Raw genomic sequence first — 14,517 nt, forward strand, 5'->3', positions numbered from 1 at the left:
GGTCAGCGGGCGGTGCTGAGGGCCTGCAGCAGACGGCCCTCCGGGTAGGACAGAGCGGTGTCGGGCAGCTCCGCCTCGCGTCCGCTGAGCAGCACGGTGAGCCGGGTCTCGGCCTCGGTCTCCGGGGCGGGCTCGGCGCCGATCCGGCGCAGCGCCTGGGCGGCGACCGCCCCGGCGGATCCGTGCAGGATGAGCGGCGGCCGGCCCGGCTGCTGCACGGCCGTCCGGATCCGCTCGGCGACGAGTTCGTAGTTGGTGCAGCCCATGACGACGGTGGTCACGTCGTCGGGCGTGCGTGCGGCCGCCGCGGCGACGGCGGCGGCGACGGCCGCCTCGTCCGCGTGGTGCACGGCGTCCGCCAGGCCCGGGCAGGGCACCTCGGTGACGGTCACCCCGCCGGCGAACTGTTCGATCAGTCCGCGCTGGTACGCGCTTCCGGTGGTGGCGGGCGTCGCCCAGATCGCGACGTGTCCGCCGCCCGCCGCGGCCGGCTTGATCGCCGGAACCGTACCGATGATCGGCAGGTCCGGTTCGAAGCGCGCCCGCAGTTGCGGCAGCGAGTGCACGGACGCGGTGTTGCAGGCGACGATCAGGACGTCCGGCCGGTGCGCGGCGGCGGCCTCGGCCACGGCCAGAGCCCGCTGTGTGATGTCCTCCGGTGTGCGCGGCCCCCAGGGCATGCCGTCCGGGTCCCAGGAGAGCACGAGATCCGCGTCGGGCCGCAGCCGGCGCACCGCGGCAGCGGCGGGAAGGAGGCCGATTCCGGAGTCCATGAGCGCGATCTTCACCCGGCCACGATAGACGATGGGCTCTTGAGGGCCGGTCCGGTGGGGCAGACTGCGGCCGTGAGCGCGATCGTGTGGACCGCTGTCGTATCCCTCGCCGCCTGGTGCTGGCTGCTGCTGGGTCAGGGCTTCTTCTGGCGCACGGACGTACGACTGCCCCCGCGCCGGGATCCCGGGCAGTGGCCGCCGGTCTGTGTGGTGGTCCCGGCCCGCGACGAGGCCGCCGTACTGCCGGCGAGCCTGCCGTCGCTGCTCGCGCAGGACTATCCGGGGCACGCGGAGGTGTTCCTGGTCGACGACGGGAGCACCGACGGCACCGGGGAGCTGGCCCGCGAGCTGTCCCGGCGCCACGGAGGGCTGCCGCTCACGGTGGACTCCCCCGGCGAGCCGCCCGCGGGCTGGACGGGCAAGCTGTGGGCCGTACGGCACGGCATCGGCCTGGCACGCGCGCGTGGGCCTGAGTATCTGCTGCTGACGGACGCGGACATCGCCCACGAACGGGACAGCCTGCGCGCGCTGGTGGCGGCGGCCCGCGGCGGGGGCTTCGACGTGGTGTCGCAGATGGCGCGGCTGAGGGTGGAGAGCCTGTGGGAGCGGCTCGTGGTCCCGGCGTTCGTCTACTTCTTCGCTCAGCTGTATCCCTTCCGCCGGATCGGCCGGAAGGGATCGCGGACGGCGGCAGCGGCGGGCGGCTGTGTCCTGCTGCGCGCGGACACGGCCGGCCGGGCGCGGATCCCGGACGCCATCCGGCATGCCGTCATCGACGACGTCGCCCTCGCGCGCGCGGTGAAGGACGCCGGCGGGCACGTCTGGTTGGGGCTGGCGGACCGGGTGGACAGTGTGCGTCCCTATCCGCAGCTGCACGACCTGTGGCGGATGGTCTCGCGCAGCGCCTACGCGCAGCTGCGGCACAACCCGCTGCTGCTGGTGGGCACCGTCGTGGGGCTGGCCCTGGTGTACCTGGTGCCGCCCACCGCCGTGCTGGCGGGCGCCGTCACCGGCGATGCGGCGACGGCGCTCGCCGGGGCGGCGGCGTGGGCGGTGATGACGGGGACGTACGTGCCGATGCTGCGCTACTACCGGCAGCCCCTGTGGCTCGCGCCGCTGCTGCCGTTCACCGCGTTCCTCTATCTGCTCATGACGGTCGACTCCGCCGTGCAGCACTACCGGGGGCGCGGGGCGGCCTGGAAGGGCCGTACGTACGCGCGTCCGGGCGCGCTGCCCGACGAGGGCTGACCCCGGCCGGTCATTTGCGCCCCGGTGTCCAGTTCATGCCCCACCCGTAGGCGCGGTCGACGGTCCGCTGGGGGCTCACCCCGCGCTCGGGCACGAGGTACCGCGCCTCGCGCTGGACGACGAGGTCGCCACCGGTGTTGGTGAGGAGGGCGAGGGCGCAGACCGTGGAGGGGACGGTGCACTCGTCCAGGGAGAAGTCGACGGCGGCGCCGTGCTGCGGCTGGAGGGTGACCGTGGCGTGCAGGTCGGCGAAGGAGGCCGCGCCCTCGTAGATGGTGACGAAGACGAGGATGCGCCGAAAGTCCCGTTTGTGGTCGAGGTTGACGGTGAGGTTCTCGCCGCTGGACACCGCGCCGGTCCGGTCGTCGCCGTCGAGGTGGATGTACGGCGGACGGTGCAGGGACCCGAAGGCGTTGCCGAGGGCCTGTACGACGCCCTTGCGGCCGTCGGCGAGTTCGTACAGGGCGCACAGGTCGAGGTCGAGGTTCCCCTGACCCCCTCCCCAGCGGCCGCCCCAGCCCGGAAACTGCTTGCGCACCTGCCAGTTGAGGTTCACCCGCAGGGCTCCGGAGGTGCCGCCCTGCTTGGCGAGCGAGACGGAGGGGGCTGCCTTGGTGAGGGTGACCTTCGACAGGCGCACCGGCGCGGCGGGCGGAGTTGCCGCCGGGGGCTGCGGCGGCGGAGCGGCAGCGGCGGGCGGCGGCGGCAGGGAGACCGGGGCCGCGGCGGGAGGCGGCACCGTCGTGGGCGGTGGAACCGGTGGTGCGGCGGGCGCGGACGGCGGTGCGCCCGGGGGAGCCGGCGGTGCCGCGTGCTGCGGTTCGTCGACGGTGATGCCGAAGTCGGTGGCCAGGCCCTCGAGTCCGCTGCTGTAGCCCTGGCCGACGGCGCGGAACTTCCACGCGCCCTGGCGGCGGTAGAACTCCCCCAGCAGGAAGGCCGTCTCCACGGTCGCGCCGGGGCTGTCGAAGCGGGCTACCACCTCGCCGCCGCCGGCCTCGGTCACCTCGATGTAGAGGCCGGGAACCTGTCCGAAGGTCCCGCCGTCCGCGGAGGCCGCGAGGACGATCCGGTCGATCCCGCTCTCCACGCGCGCGAGGTCCACGACCAGGGTGTCGGTGACACTCCCGCCGGTGGTCCGCTTGCCCTCGTGGCGGACCGCGCCCGAGGGGTGCGCGGGCTGGTTGTAGAAGACGAAGTCCCCGTCGGAGCGGACCTTTCCGGCCGTGAGGAGCAGCGCCGAGGCGTCCGCGTCGGGCACGCCGGGGCCGGAGCGCCAGCCCAATTCGACGCGCAGGGCCGTGGTCGGCACCGGCGCATTCGATCCTTTCGGCATTGTCATGTCCGCCCCCATCGCGTGTCGGCGTCCCGGACGTCGCCGGGCTCACCGGATGATCCTCTACCCGCCCAACCTATTCCCGGGGGGCGGCGAACTCCCATGGGTGACACAGGAAGATCGCCGGTCAACCGTGGGTAACCCTGGAGGAACTCGGCTTTTACACGATCCAAAGCCTGCGCGGCGTCCATTTTTGCCGAGTTCGCTCGGATTGGGGATCCCGAGTCACTGCGGACACGGAAAACAACCCTCTTATCGGTCTCCCCAACCAGCACATCGTGGGCTTAACTTATGTGCCATGACCTCCCCCCGCTCCACTTATGGTGGCGGCTACTACTCCGCCTCCTTCCCGGACACCCCGATCTACGACTCGCTCGTGGCCGAGCGGGGCACCCCGCAGATCGCCCCGATCCGGGTCCCCGCTGCCTACGACTCCGGCAGCAACCTGCCCGCCCTGCCCTCGGCGCTGCCCGCCCTCCCGGCGGCCCCGTCCCAGCAGGCCCCGGGCTACGGCTACCCGCAGGCTCCGCAGCCCTTCCCGCTGCAGCAGGCGCCCACGGCCTACATCCCGCAGCAGGCGAGCGCTCCGCGCGGCTATCCCGGCCCGCAGGCCCCGCAGCAGCCGCGCCCGATGGCCGGCGGCTCGGGGTACGAGGCCATGCGCCCCGCCGCCCCGCGGCCCGGCCCGGCGCCCTACCAGGATCCGTACAACAACCAGCAGTACCGCGGTTACTGACCGGCGTGCCCCGGCTGTCGGTGCCGCCTGGCACGATGGCCTCATGGGGAACGCAGAACTGCAGTCGATCCACGTCCACCCGGTCAAGGCGTTCCGGGGCATCGCGCCCCGGGAGGCCGCGGTGGAGCCCTGGGGCCTGGCCGGAGACCGGCGCTGGACGCTGATCGACGACGGGGGGAAGGTTGTCACGCAGCGCGAGCAGCCGCGTCTCGCACTGGCCGCCGCCGAGCCGTTGCCCGGCGGCGGCGTCCGTCTGTCCGCGCCCGGACGCGAACCGCTGACGGTCGGCGTCCCGGAGCCGGTGACGACGGTGCCGGTGAACATCTTCGGCACGAAGGTCGACGCGGTCCCGGCGTCCGGCACCGTCCACGACTGGTGCTCCTCCTATCTGGGCACCGCTGTCCGCCTGGTCCACATGGACGATCCGGCCACCCGCCGCCCGGTCGACCCCGAGTACGCGCTGCCGGGCGAGACGGTGAGCTTCGCCGACGGCTACCCCCTGCTGCTCACCACCACCGCCTCCCTCGACGCCCTGAACTCCCTCATATCCCAGGGCGATCGCGCCGCCGAGGGCCCGCTGCCCATGAACCGCTTCCGGCCGAACGTGGTCGTCGCCGGCACCGAGGCCTGGGCCGAGGACCACTGGTCGCGGATCTCCATCGGCGAGGTCGCCTTCCGGATCACCAAGCCCTGCGCGCGTTGTGTGGTGACCACCACCGACCAGGACACCGGCGGGCGCGGCCGGGAACCCCTGCGCACCCTGGCGCGGCACCGGAGGGCGGACGGGATGCTGCTCTTCGGCCAGAACCTCGTGCCCCTCTCCCCCGGCACGATCCGGGTCGGGGACCCGGTGCGCGTGCTGCAGTGACACTCGAGGGCGCCGGGGTCTCCTGACCCGTAGCGGGCGGCCGAGGCGGCGGCGTGCCGGAGACCGGCGGCGACGGCTCGGCCGACGGGAACCGGGGGCGGGTCCCGGTCGTTGGCACGACGACACGAGACTTGGCTGAAGGCCCTGGCCGGGAGTGATCTCGCTCTCTCTTGACCCGGGCCGGGGGCGAGCGACTCCGCCGGGGGCTATGACGGAGCTGAGGGGGGTGGGGGACATGCGAGCGATCAGCGGCCTGTGGCGCTGGCGGAGCAATCCGCTGCGCCGTGCGACCGATCTGGCCGAGGCCTGGGTGGCCCTGGTGACACTGGTGCTGATCACTGTGGCCGCGCCCGTGATCGGCTCCCTGGTCGGGGTGGCGGCCGAGGACTCCCTGCAGCGGTCCGTGCGCGAGCAGCAGCACTCCCGCCATCTCCTCACGGCGACCGTGGTGCGCAAGCTGGGCGGCGCCCCGGTGGAAACGGACCCGGACACCAGCGCCGCGCGCGACGCCCGCAGCCGCGTCCTCGCCGACTGGACGGCGCCCGACGGCACCCCGCACCACGAAGCGGCCCTGGTGGACCTGAAGTCCCCTCACAAGGGCGACCACTTCCGGCTGTGGACGGACACGCACGGACGAATAGCGAGCCGCCCGCTGGACTCCCCCACTGCTACGACGCACGCGGTGCTCGCCGGGATCGGCGCGGCCCTGCTGACGGCGGGCCTGGTCGACAGCGGCCGGCGTCTGATCGTCTGGCGCATGGTCCGCCGCAGGTACGCGCGCTGGGACCAGGCCTGGGACCGCGCGGGCCCGGACTGGGGCAAGGCGGGCACCGGCAGTTGACGGCCTTCCGGCTCTGGTCAACCCAGCCCCCGCACGCACGCTACGGTGGAGCGGCCGAGCCGAGTTCGGCATCGACCCGCGGCACACGAGGTGGGGGCACAGCAGCGCCATGGCACAGGGCACGGTCCAGGTGACGCACACCGGCACGTCGCGGTGGCGGCGCCGCACGGGTGAGTACGCTTCGCTCGCCGCCGCCCTGGAGGCAGCCGCCGACGGTGACGTCCTCACCATCGCCCCGGGCACCTACCGGGAGAACCTCGTCGTCCAGCGCGCGGTGACGCTGCGCGGACCCGAGGGTTCGCCGGGGTCGGTGCGCATCGCGCCCGTGGACGGTGTGCCGTTGACGGTGCGGGCCTCCGCGGTGGTGCAGGACCTGCACGTGGAGGGCCAGGACGCGGCCGCACCGGCGCTGCTGGTGGAGGAGGGCACGCCCGAGGTGCGGGACGTGCGGATCGTCACGCGGTCCGCCGCCGGCATCGAGGTGCGCGGCGGGGCGCGCCCGACGGTGCGGCGCTGCACGGTCGACAACCCGGCGGGCATCGGCATCGCCGTACTCGACGGCGGCGGTGGGGTGTTCGAGGAGTGCGAGGTCGTCGCGGCCGGGCAGGCGGGCGTGGCGGTCCGCGGCGGCGCCCACCCGCGCCTGGAGCGCTGCCGGGTGCACCACGCCTCCGGCACCGGGCTGACCGCGACCGGTGAGAACTCGGCGCTGGAGGCGCTCGGTTGCGAGGTGTACGAGGTCCGCGGCTCGGGGGTGCAGGTCACGCAGGGGGCCACGGCCCATCTGACCGACTGCGACGTGCACCGCACCACGGCCGACGGTGTCACGCTCGACACGGACGCGGTGCTCACGCTCGCCGACTGCCGGATCCACGACATCCCGGAGAACGCGGTCGACCTGCGCTCCCGTTCGGTGCTGACGCTCACTCGGACGACGGTCCGCCGGTTCGGGCGCAACGGCCTGTCGGTGTGGGACCCGGGCACCCGGGTGGACGCCAACCAGTGCGAGATCTTCGACAGCACGGGCGACTATCCGGCGGTGTGGGTGAGCGACGGCGCGACCGCGGTGCTCGACGCCTGCCGGGTGCACGACGTGCCGGACGCGCTGTTCGTGCTGGACCGCGGCTCGCGCGCGGACGTGGTGGACAGCGACCTGTCCCAGGTGCGCAACACGGCGGTGTCGGTGAGCGACGGGGCGACCGCCCAGTTGGACGACTGCCGGATCCGGGACGCCGCCACCGGCGCCTGGTTCCGCGACCACGGCAGCGGCGGCACGCTCAGCAACTGCACCCTGGACGGCACGCAGACCGGCGTGATCGTCACCAAGGGCGCCGACCCGGCCATCGACCGGTGCACGGTCGACTCCCCGGCCGAGGCGGGGTTCTACGTGTCCGCGGGCGGCCGGGGCAGCTTCGTCCAGTGCCGGGTCAGCGGCAGCGGCGGCTACGGCTTCCATGTCATCGACGGCTGCCGTACGACGCTGCGCAAGTGCCGTACGGAGCGGTGTGCGCGCGGCGGCTACGAGTTCACGGACGCCGGGCCGGACGCCGGGTCCGGGACGGGCCCGGTGGTGGAGGACTGCACCAGCGACGAGAGCGGCAGCCTCCGGCCGCCGGCACGCGAGACGGCCGTACAGACGGTGTCGCCCTCGCCCGGGCTGCTCGGTTCGATCCCCGGGCAGCGCATCACCGAGCAGGAGCCGCTGATCGCCGCGGCCCCCTCGCCGGAGCCGGCCCGGACGTCGGCGGCCGTGCTCGGCGAACTGGACGCGCTGGTGGGCCTGGAGAGCGTCAAGCGCGAGGTGCGGGCGCTGACCGACATGATCGAGGTGGGCCGGCGCCGGCAGCAGGCGGGCCTGAAGGCGGCATCGGTCAAGCGGCACCTGGTCTTCACCGGCTCCCCGGGCACGGGCAAGACGACGGTGGCCCGGCTGTACGGCGAGATCCTCGCCTCCCTCGGGGTGTTGGAGAAGGGCCACCTGGTCGAGGTCTCCCGGGTCGACCTGGTCGGCGAGCACATCGGCTCCACGGCGATCCGCACCCAGGAGGCGTTCGAACGGGCGCGCGGCGGTGTGCTGTTCATCGACGAGGCGTACGCGCTGTCCCCGGAGGACGGCGGGCGGGACTTCGGCAAGGAGGCCATCGACACGCTGGTGAAGCTGATGGAGGACCACCGGGACGCGGTCGTGGTGATCGTCGCCGGCTACACGGCCGAGATGGAGCGTTTCCTGTCGGTCAACCCCGGTGTCGCCTCCCGCTTCTCACGGACGATCACCTTCGGCGACTACGGGCCCGAGGAACTGCTGAGGATCGTGGAGCAGCAGGCCGACGAGCACGAGTACCGGCTGGCACCGGGCGCGTCGGAGGCGCTGCTGACGTACTTCACGGCGATCCCGAAGGGCCCGGCGTTCGGCAACGGCCGTACGGCCCGGCAGACCTTCGAGGCGATGGTGGAGCGGCACGCCGGCCGTGTCGCCCAGTTCCACGACCCGTCCACCGACGACCTGACCCTCCTGTACGCGGAGGACCTGCCGGAGCTGCCCTGAGGCCCGGGTGATCCCCCGACGGGACCACCCCGACGGCGTCGTTCCGGCCCGAACCGCGTGCCCACCGGTTGCAACGCCACCGTCAGGCGCCTCGGCGGGGCGGTCCTGGACTACGTGGAGCACTCCGCGTGGAAAGCTGCTGCTCCGGCAGTTCCGGGCGGAGCCGGGACAGCAGCCGGGACCGTTCCGCTGCGAAGACCGGGTCCGCCTGGTAGTCGGAGTGGGCGAGGATCGGCGACGGGAGCGGGTGCTCGGGAGTGCGGCCGTAGGCGAGGGGGTCCCTCAGCGGCTCGTGATCGACGGCGGGACCGTGGCCGTCGCCGATCCGGACCGGGCCGCCGATGGGGTCGGTGGCGCGGTAGAGGTTGCGCCAGCAGGCCACGTCGCCGTGCAGGGCGGCCAGTGCGGGCGGGCCGAAGTGGGCCGGGAACCAACGGCCGTAGAGGCGCTCCAGCGGAGAGCCGTAGGTGAGCAGGGCGATCCGCCGGCGGACGGAGGGGCTGAGCTGCCAGGCGGCGGCCGCGGCCAGGACGCTGCCCTGGGAGTGGCCGGACAGGACCAGGCGGCCGCCGGTGCGGCGGGTCCAGGTCGCCATCCGCCAGGTGAGGTCGGGTACCGCGCGCTCGGCGTAGCAGGGCGGGGCGAAGGGGTGCGCGGCGCGGGGCCAGAAGGTGCCGACGTCCCACAGGATGCCGATGGTGCGCCGGGCGGAGGCGTCCCGGTAGGCGCGCCGGCCCCACGTGACGAACAGCAGGAAGCCGAGCCCGACCAGCCAGGAGCCGAGCGCCTGCGACGTTGCGGCCGCCGCCTGGACGAGGTCGTACGTCCGCCGGGCCGCCCCCTCGGGGGGCTTGCCGGTGGCCAGGGAGCCGGCCAGGGCGGCGGCACCCACCAGCAACGTGGCGGCGGAGAGCACGGCGACCACGAGCGGTGCCCGGTCGGTGAGGGTGGCCATGGCCCGGGCGTGCGCGATGCGGCGGGTCCGGGACGGGTCCTCGGGCTCGCCGGGGTGTTCTTGGCGCACGTGGGCGCGCTCGGCGCGGGCCAGCCGCGCGGTGCGCCGGGCGAGTACGGCGGTCAGGGCGAGCAGGAGGAGCAGCAGTGGCGGGATGGCGGACGCCTGCCAGGTGAGCAGCACCGGCGGTCCGTCGAGCAGGGCCCGGGTGCCGTCCAGCCAGTCCGCGACCCGCTGCGCGAGCCCGCCGGACATCACACCGCCGAGCGCGCAGGCGAGCAGCGCGACGGCGGGCCCGCCGAGGCCGCGCATCGCGGCCCGCCGGTCCGGATGCCGGCGGTACAGGTCGTGGGCGACGACGGCGAGGGCGACGACGAGCACGCCCTGGGCCGCCATGAGGGCGCCGAAGGCCGGGTCACCGGGCAGCATCCCGGCGGAGCGCCAGCCGGGCCGCGACCAGCCGGCGTAGACGAGGGCGAGCACCAGCAGGCCGAGGGCGCCGAGCGGCAGGCGCCGCACCAGGTGGCGGTCGAGCGTCCGGTCGAGGCGGTTCTCGCTGCGGCCCCGGCGGCAGACCACGCCCACCACGGCGGCCGTCCCGCCGAGCAGCGCGGCGGCGAGGAGCCAGCTGAGGGTGTCCAGGGCGGCGGGGCCGCCGGAGCGGTGGTCGAACCGGGCGGCGGGTGTGGCGACGGCGGCGGCGACGGTGAGCAGGCCTGCCGCGGTGTGGGCGGCGCGCAGCCGTGCGACCAGGCGGCGCCCGTACCAGAAGCCGGGCCGGGCGAGCGCGCTGCCGTCGGTCTCCGGCTCGGGGTCGCGCTCCATCGGCTGGTGCGACTCGTAGGCGTTCCAGGTGCGGTGCGAGAGGTACCAGAGCAGGGCGGTGAGGACGGTCGGGACCAGCGCGGCCAGGGCGAGGCGGCGGCCGGGCGCGGTCCACCAGGCGTCGCCGGACGCGGCCGGCGCGAGGAAGCCCAGCCAGGAGTGGCGGTGGGCGCAGGCGGCGACGCCGGCGCACTGCCAGGCCACCAGGTCGAGGGCGACCTCGCAGACGGCGGCGACCAGCAGCATGGTGAGGCTGAGGGCGGTCAGTCGTACGAGCAGGCCGTAGAGCCGGACGGTGCGTCGGCGGCCGGGGGCGGCGGGGCGCATCCAGTGGGCGAGGTTGACCACCATGAAGGGCAGGAGGAGCAGCCATAACGCGCGGGTGCCGTCGCCGGAGGTGAGGTTGCACCACACATAGGCCTCCCGCACCGGCTGCTCTCGGCCGCCCCGGCCGGCCGTGGCGTCCTCGGCGCGCCGGAAGACGGCGGCGGTGTCGTCTCCGGTGATCCGGACCGTGCGCGGGTCGCCGAGCATCTTCTCCGGGGTGGTGCCGCCGACTCCGTGCACCAGCAGTTCCAGCTCGGTCTCCGGTGCCGTGGGCCGGGCGGCGGGGCCGTTTGCCGTCCGCCCGGCGCTGTGCCGCTGTGCCCGCTCCACTGTTCCCGCACTTCCCCCGTCAGGTGCCGGCAAGGCCTGTGTCCGTGCGGGTGCAGGATCTCCGTTTTCCGGGCGGTCTACACCTCTCGTCACGGAATCTCCCCGATCCGTGGGACGGTCTGCGGCGGACGGGATGCCCTGGATGTCCACGAATGGCATGTGCGCGGCGTGACAGGTGGTGGCGCAACCGGTCCCCTGCCGTGAAAAGATGGGACGCCCGCACACGGCAGACGGCTGGAACCTCCAGGTCGCGGCAGGTGCGGTGGGCGTGTCGGACGACGGATTCGCGGCGAAAGGACCGGAGCGTACGTGAGCGAGAATCAGAACCTCCTCGCGGAGCAGCGCCGCACCCTGATCCTGGACGAGGTCCGGCGCCGGGGCGGGGTCCGGGTCAACGAACTGACTCGGAAGCTCGGCGTGTCGGACATGACCGTACGCCGCGATCTGGACGCGCTGGCCCGCCAGGGCGTGCTGGAGAAGGTGCACGGCGGTGCGGTGCCGGTGGTGGAGGCGAGCACGCACGAGCCGGGCTTCGAGGCCAAGTCGGGTCTGGAATTGACCGCCAAGGAGGACATCGCGCGGGCCGCCGCCCGGCTGGTCAAGCCGGGGACGGCGATCGCCCTGTCCGGCGGTACGACGACGTACGCGCTCGCGCAGCATCTGCTGGAGGTGCCGGACCTGACCGTGGTGACGAACTCGGTGCGGGTCGCCGACGTCTTCCACGCGGCGCAGCGCACCTCCGGGCAGCGGCAGGGCGCGGCGACGGTGGTGCTGACCGGCGGGGTGCGCACCCCGTCCGACTCGCTGGTGGGTCCGGTGGCCGACCAGGCGATCGCCGCCCTCCACTTCGACCTGCTCTTCCTCGGGGTGCACGGGATATCGGTCGAGGCGGGCCTGTCCACGCCGAACCTGGCGGAGGCAGAGACCAACCGGCGCCTGGTGCAGTCGGCGCGCCGCGTCGTGGTGGTGGCCGACCACACCAAGTGGGGCACGGTCGGCCTGAGTTCCTTCGCGGCGCTGGAGCAGGTGGACACCCTGGTCACGGACGCGGGGCTGCCCACGGAGGCGCGCGCGGAGATCTCCGAGCATCTGAACCGGCTGCTGGTGGCGGGCGAGACGGACGAGGACGAGGACATCTGACGGACGGTCAGCTAGGCTGCCGCCGCACCGCCCCGCCCATCCACAGATCGTGACGAGGGGGTTCGTGGCCATGGCTCACCGTCTGCGCCCGGTGGAGCTCGACTTCACCGGCACCGCCCCCGTACGGCTCGTGTTCACGCGGGACGTCACCGCCGCTCCCGAGGCGGTCCACCGCGCCCTCGCCGAGGACGTGTCCGGCTGGCCCGAGTGGTTCTCGGCGGTGGCGGCGGCCCGGCCGACCGAGAGCGGGCGCCGGGTGCGGTTGCGGGGCGGACTCCGCTTCGAGGAGTCGGTGCTGGTGGCGAAGGCGCCTGAGCTGTACGCCTACCGCGTCGACATCACCAACGCCCCGGGGGCACGCGCCTGGCTCGAGGAGTGGCGGCTCTCCCCGGCCGGCACGGGGACCCGGATCCGGATGACCTTCGCCCTGGACGGGACGGCGGCGTTCCGTCTGGCCTGGCGTCTGGCCCGCCCCGGCGTCGGCCGGGCCTTCCGGCAGGCAGTCGACGCACTGGACCGTCGCCTGAGCGGCTGACGGTCCGCCCAGGCACCCGAGTCACTGAGCGGCCAAGCGTCTGATCGCCTGCCGAGCCGAACCGGCGGCAGCGGGCCCGCTCGGCAGGCCGTCGGCTGCGCCGCCGCGCCGGACCGCGACAGAGCGGCAGGCCGGGGCCGTTCAGGTCGGCCACACCCCCGTCACCAGCAGGGACTCGATCGCCGCCGCGTAGGGGGCGATGTCCAGTCCCTGCTCCTCCAGCCAGGCGTCGGAGTAGTACTTGTCGAGGTAGCGGTCACCCGGGTCGCACAGCAGGGTCACCACGCTGCCCGTGCGGCCCGCGGCCACCATCTCGGAGACGATCTTCAGTGCGCTCCACAGGCCGGTGCCCGTCGAGCCGCCCGCCTTGCGGCCGATGGCCCGCTCCAGGGCGCGTACGGCGGCCACGCTGGCCGCGTCCGGGACCTTCATCATCCGGTCGATCGCGCCGGGCACGAAGCTCGGTTCCATGCGCGGCCGGCCGATGCCCTCGATGCGGGAGCCGCAGTCGCAGGTGACGTCCGGATCGCCGGTGGTCCAGCCCTCGAAGAAGCAGGAGTTCTCCGGGTCGGCGACACAGACGCGGGTGTCGTACTGCATGTAGTGGACGTAGCGCGCGAGGGTCGCCGAGGTGCCGCCGGTGCCCGCGGTGGCGACGATCCAGGCGGGCTCCGGGAACCGCTCCAGTTCGAGCTGGCGGAAGATCGACTCGGCGATGTTGTTGTTGCCGCGCCAGTCCGTGGCCCGTTCGGCGTAGGTGAACTGGTCCATGTAGTGGCCGCCGGTCTCCACCGCGAGGCGGGCGGACTCCTCGTACATCTTCCGCGAGTCGTCCACGAAGTGGCACCGGCCGCCGTGGAACTCGATCAGGCGGATCTTCTCGGCGCTGGTCGTGCGCGGCATGACGGCGATGAAGGGGACGCCGATCAGCTTGGCGAAGTACGCCTCGGAGACGGCCGTCGAGCCGCTGGAGGCCTCGATGACCGGAGCGCCGGGCCGGATCCAGCCATTGCAGAGGCCGTAGAGGAACAGGGAGCGGGCCAGGCGGTGCTTGAGGCTTCCGGTCGGGTGTGTCGACTCGTCCTTCAGGTACAGGTCGATGCCCCAGTGCTCGGGGAGCGGGAAGCGCAGCAGGTGCGTGTCCGCCGAGCGGTTGGCGTCGGCCTGGACCTTGCGGACGGCCTCTTTCAGCCAGTCGCGGTAGGCGGCGTCACTGCGGTCGACGTCGAGGGTGGCGCCGGTCTCGGTGTATGGGGTGGTGCTCACGGCGGTGCTCCTTACGCTGGGCGCCGACGGCGGCTGGCGCGACCGGCACCTCGATCATAGGCACCTTTCGCACCGCCCCTCACCTGCATAAACGCATCTTTGAGCCACTCCAAGGAGGGGCTGGGGCACACCCGTGCGAGGGCGCGGGGGCGCATTGGCGCGTGTGCTCCGGGCGCCGGTCGCGTGCGCCCGTGCGCACTGGTGCTCCCGGCCGCATGGTGGCAGGCTGCACCGTCGGGACGATCGTCCCGACGGGGGCGCACACTGGATCACCGAGACCACCGAGGAAACGACCACCGGAGCGGTCGTACGGCCACGGGCCACGGGCGGTACGGCCGGACACGGGCCGGGGCCGGTCCCGAGCGGGCCGGGCTCCGGCGGGCGAGGCGCAAGGGGGCGGCGAGGGATGGCGGAGCCGGAGTTCACGGCCAAGGGCGTGCGGATCGGCAGGCGACTGCGTTCGCTCACCCGGGCCGGGCAGGTCCGGATCAGCGACGGCAGGCTGGAACTGCTCACCAGTTACGGCAGTGAGATCGACAGCGCTCCGGTGCGGGCGGTACGCGCCTCCAGGCCCTGGTTCGCCGCGGAGGACCGGGCGCTGGCGGACCTCAACGGCAACCGGTACCTGCTGACGCTGGGCGAGCACGACCCCGCTCCGGGCGAGCCGGGGCCGCCGGCGGCGCGGCGGTTCATCGAGGCGGTGCGCCGGGCGGCCGGGCGCGGCGGCTGATTCTTCGCCCGTCGTGGCGAGTTGCGGGAGCGCTTCCGCTGCGTCACGCTGGTCTCACGTCA

At 73.8% G+C, this 14,517-nt stretch carries 12 protein-coding genes; 8 read left to right on the plus strand and 4 right to left on the minus strand.

Annotated elements, in window-relative coordinates:
* Nucleotides 1-2 precede the first annotated feature (2 nt).
* A complete protein-coding gene (locus ACZ404_RS01620) occupies nt 3-788 on the minus strand; it encodes a glutamate racemase (protein WP_468435256.1) in 786 nt (261 codons plus the stop codon).
* Nucleotides 789-845: 57 nt separating this feature from the next.
* Between ACZ404_RS01620 and ACZ404_RS01625 the strand changes: the two genes are divergently transcribed.
* Nucleotides 846-2,021, plus strand: a complete 1,176-nt coding sequence (locus tag ACZ404_RS01625) for a glycosyltransferase (protein WP_468435257.1) — start codon at nt 846-848, stop codon at nt 2,019-2,021.
* A 10-nt stretch (nt 2,022-2,031) separates the two neighbouring features.
* Here ACZ404_RS01625 and ACZ404_RS01630 read toward each other — a convergent pair whose 3' ends face one another.
* Complete coding sequence (locus ACZ404_RS01630) at nt 2,032-3,363, minus strand: TerD family protein (RefSeq protein WP_468435258.1); 1,332 nt, start codon at nt 3,361-3,363, stop codon at nt 2,032-2,034.
* Between the two features lie 292 nt (nt 3,364-3,655).
* Here ACZ404_RS01630 and ACZ404_RS01635 point away from each other — a divergent pair, with 292 nt between their 5' ends.
* The 4 genes from ACZ404_RS01635 to ACZ404_RS01650 all read left to right on the plus strand — a co-directional run bounded on the left by ACZ404_RS01635 (nt 3,656) and on the right by ACZ404_RS01650 (nt 8,347).
* On the plus strand, nt 3,656-4,093 hold the full coding sequence (locus ACZ404_RS01635; RefSeq protein ID WP_468435259.1) for a DUF6643 family protein: 438 nt from the start codon (nt 3,656-3,658) through the stop codon (nt 4,091-4,093).
* A gap of 43 nt (nt 4,094-4,136) precedes the next feature.
* A complete protein-coding gene (locus ACZ404_RS01640) occupies nt 4,137-4,961 on the plus strand; it encodes an MOSC domain-containing protein (protein ID WP_468435260.1) in 825 nt (274 codons plus the stop codon).
* Nucleotides 4,962-5,196: 235 nt separating this feature from the next.
* Entirely contained in the window at nt 5,197-5,802 is a 606-nt protein-coding gene (locus ACZ404_RS01645; RefSeq protein ID WP_468435261.1) for an Rv1733c family protein, read from the plus strand.
* Nucleotides 5,803-5,911: 109 nt separating this feature from the next.
* Nucleotides 5,912-8,347 (plus strand): right-handed parallel beta-helix repeat-containing protein, encoded by a 2,436-nt coding sequence (locus tag ACZ404_RS01650; RefSeq protein WP_468435262.1) that lies wholly within the window; start codon nt 5,912-5,914, stop codon nt 8,345-8,347.
* A gap of 82 nt (nt 8,348-8,429) precedes the next feature.
* Here ACZ404_RS01650 and ACZ404_RS01655 read toward each other — a convergent pair whose 3' ends face one another.
* Nucleotides 8,430-10,784: a hypothetical protein gene (locus ACZ404_RS01655; RefSeq protein WP_468435263.1), complete on the minus strand. Its 2,355-nt coding sequence runs from the start codon at nt 10,782-10,784 to the stop codon at nt 8,430-8,432.
* A gap of 309 nt (nt 10,785-11,093) precedes the next feature.
* Between ACZ404_RS01655 and ACZ404_RS01660 the strand changes: the two genes are divergently transcribed.
* A complete protein-coding gene (locus ACZ404_RS01660) occupies nt 11,094-11,924 on the plus strand; it encodes a DeoR/GlpR family DNA-binding transcription regulator (RefSeq protein ID WP_468435264.1) in 831 nt (276 codons plus the stop codon).
* A 70-nt stretch (nt 11,925-11,994) separates the two neighbouring features.
* Nucleotides 11,995-12,459 carry an SRPBCC family protein gene (locus tag ACZ404_RS01665; protein WP_468435265.1) on the plus strand — a complete coding sequence of 155 codons (465 nt, stop codon included), beginning with the start codon at nt 11,995-11,997 and terminating at the stop codon, nt 12,457-12,459.
* Nucleotides 12,460-12,600: 141 nt separating this feature from the next.
* On the opposite strand, the gene cds1 is transcribed toward ACZ404_RS01665, so the two are convergent.
* Nucleotides 12,601-13,725, minus strand: coding sequence for an L-cysteine desulfhydrase Cds1 (gene cds1, locus ACZ404_RS01670; RefSeq protein WP_468435266.1), 1,125 nt, complete (start codon nt 13,723-13,725; stop codon nt 12,601-12,603).
* A 406-nt stretch (nt 13,726-14,131) separates the two neighbouring features.
* Here cds1 and ACZ404_RS01675 point away from each other — a divergent pair, with 406 nt between their 5' ends.
* Nucleotides 14,132-14,455 (plus strand): hypothetical protein, encoded by a 324-nt coding sequence (locus tag ACZ404_RS01675; protein ID WP_468435267.1) that lies wholly within the window; start codon nt 14,132-14,134, stop codon nt 14,453-14,455.
* Nucleotides 14,456-14,517 lie beyond the last annotated feature (62 nt).

This window comes from Streptomyces sp. NPDC030798 (assembly GCF_055572275.1).